At 68.8% G+C, this 1,836-nt stretch carries 2 protein-coding genes; both read right to left on the reverse strand.

Going from position 1 to position 1,836, the window contains the following annotated elements:
* Positions 1–53 precede the first annotated feature (53 nt).
* Positions 54–923 (reverse strand): alpha/beta fold hydrolase, encoded by an 870-nt coding sequence (locus G6024_RS13630; protein WP_159148939.1) that lies wholly within the window; start codon positions 921–923, stop codon positions 54–56.
* A gap of 278 nt (positions 924–1,201) precedes the next feature.
* Positions 1,202–1,836: prolyl oligopeptidase family serine peptidase (locus tag G6024_RS13635; protein WP_159148940.1), on the reverse strand; the 635-nt coding region annotated here is incomplete at its 5' end.

A 1,836-nucleotide genomic window follows, 5' to 3' on the forward strand; every position in this document is an offset into this window, starting at 1 on the left:
CCGCCGCGTCGCCGCCCAGCCCGCGCCGCCGCCCAGCCCGCGCCGCCGCCGGGTCAGTTGAGCAGGAAGTCGATCACGAGGCGCTCGAACTTGTCCTTCTGCTCGATCATCGCCCAGTGGCCACACCGCGAGAAGGCGTGGAGCTCGGCGCGCGGGAGCTGGCGGAACGCGAAGTGGGCCTGCTCGTAGGGGAGCATGCGGTCGTCGCGGCCCCAGATGAGCATGGTCTCCTGCCGGATCTGCGAGGCGCGGGCGTACAGCGGCGTGTAGGCGTTCTCGGGCTTGAGGATCGAGCCGAACACGGAGTACATCCGCTCGACGGCGCCCGGAGCGGTGGCGGCCTCGGTGCGGGCGCGGATGAGGTCCTCGTCCACGACCTTCTTGTTGCCGACCATCGTGTCGACCCAGGCCGCCATGGCCTTGTCGGACGGCTCCGCGAGGAACTCGAACAGCCGACGCGATCCCTCGCTCGGCTCGGGCGTGAACAGGGGAGCGGCCAGGCCGCCGGGGCCCATGAGCGCCATCTTGCGGACGCGGTGCGGGTAGGCGAGAGCGGTCTCGCAGGCGACGTTGCCGCCCATGGAGTTACCGATGATGTCGACCTTCTCGATGCCCTTGGCCTCGCAGAACGCGTCGATAGCCTCGGCGGCGATGAGCGGGTAGGCCTTCTCCCACTCCAGGTCGGAGCTCTTCCCGAATCCCGGCATGTCCAGCAGGATGGTGTGGAAACGCTCGGCGAAGACGGGGAAGTTGCCGGCGAAGTTGGACCACGCGGTCACGCCGGGGCCGGATCCGTGCAGGAAGAGGACGGGGACCGCGCTCTCGGGCTCGGCGACGCTCTGCTCGCCCGCCTCGTGGTAGTGCAGATCGAAGCGGCCGGCGGTGATGGTCTTGCTGGTGGACTCGAAGTCGAGGGCGCTCATGCCCCCCACGCTACTAGAACACGTTCTAGAAATCCCACCGTCGTCCGAAATTAAGTCAGCCGCGCGGGGAGTCCCTGAAACATCCCCGCGCGGCGATGGCGAAACTCTAACCTGAAATCGCGCCGGGTGACAAGTCGGTAACAATTATGACGGGTGTCACACCGTCCGCGCTAACCCCGATGCCGCTGGCCAGCAGTTATGAAGTGGCGCATATGGACGGTCGGTGTAGATGGGGGTAGCGGTGACCGACTGGCCACCCCGTGCTCGTCACCCCGGCGTCACCTCATGACGCGGTCGAGGAACGCGGTGGCGTCTGGAATGGCGGCGTAAACGGTCCCACTGTGGTCCCGGTCCGGGTAGACGTGCAGCTCGAGCGGCTGCCGGGTGAGCGTCATCTCGGCGGCGAGCGACAGCGCCGAGGGGGCGGGCACGTCCATGTCGAGCAGTCCCTGGCCGAGGAACACGGGCCGGTCGTAGCCCATTGCCGGCGTGCCCATGTAGCGGCGGAGGTGTCCGAAGACGTCGGGGATCTCCTGCAGTGGCCGCGCCAGCGCCTGCGAAACCTGGAAGCCGCCGACCTTCTCCCGCATCGCGGAGTAGCAGAGCGTCTCGGCGGCGTCGACCATCTCGCGACCCTGCGGTGTGAGGAGCCCGTTGATGTCGAGTTCCGGGTGCTGGTCGCGGAACCCGGCGAGGATGTACATCGCGTACAGGTTGAGCCCGGTCGGGAGGTTCACCGGCGGGAATCCGGGGCCGCCCCACTGGAACAAGTGCTCTATGTTCGCCGGCGCGCCGGTCGCCACGACGCCCCGGTAGTCGAGGCCCGCCGGCGCGCCCAGTGCGGTGGCACGGGTCGCGGTGACGAGTGCGGCGCCGGCGCCCTGCGACTGCCCGACGAGTCCCCACCTGGCGG

Source organism: Dietzia maris, assembly GCF_014144855.1.
Classification (GTDB): domain Bacteria; phylum Actinomycetota; class Actinomycetes; order Mycobacteriales; family Mycobacteriaceae; genus Dietzia; species Dietzia kunjamensis.

Excerpts from the sequence above, each read along its gene's own strand:
- G6024_RS13630 (WP_159148939.1), bottom strand. The coding sequence starts at position 923 with ATGAGCGCCCTCGACTTCGAGTCCACCAGCAAGACCATCACCGCCGGC.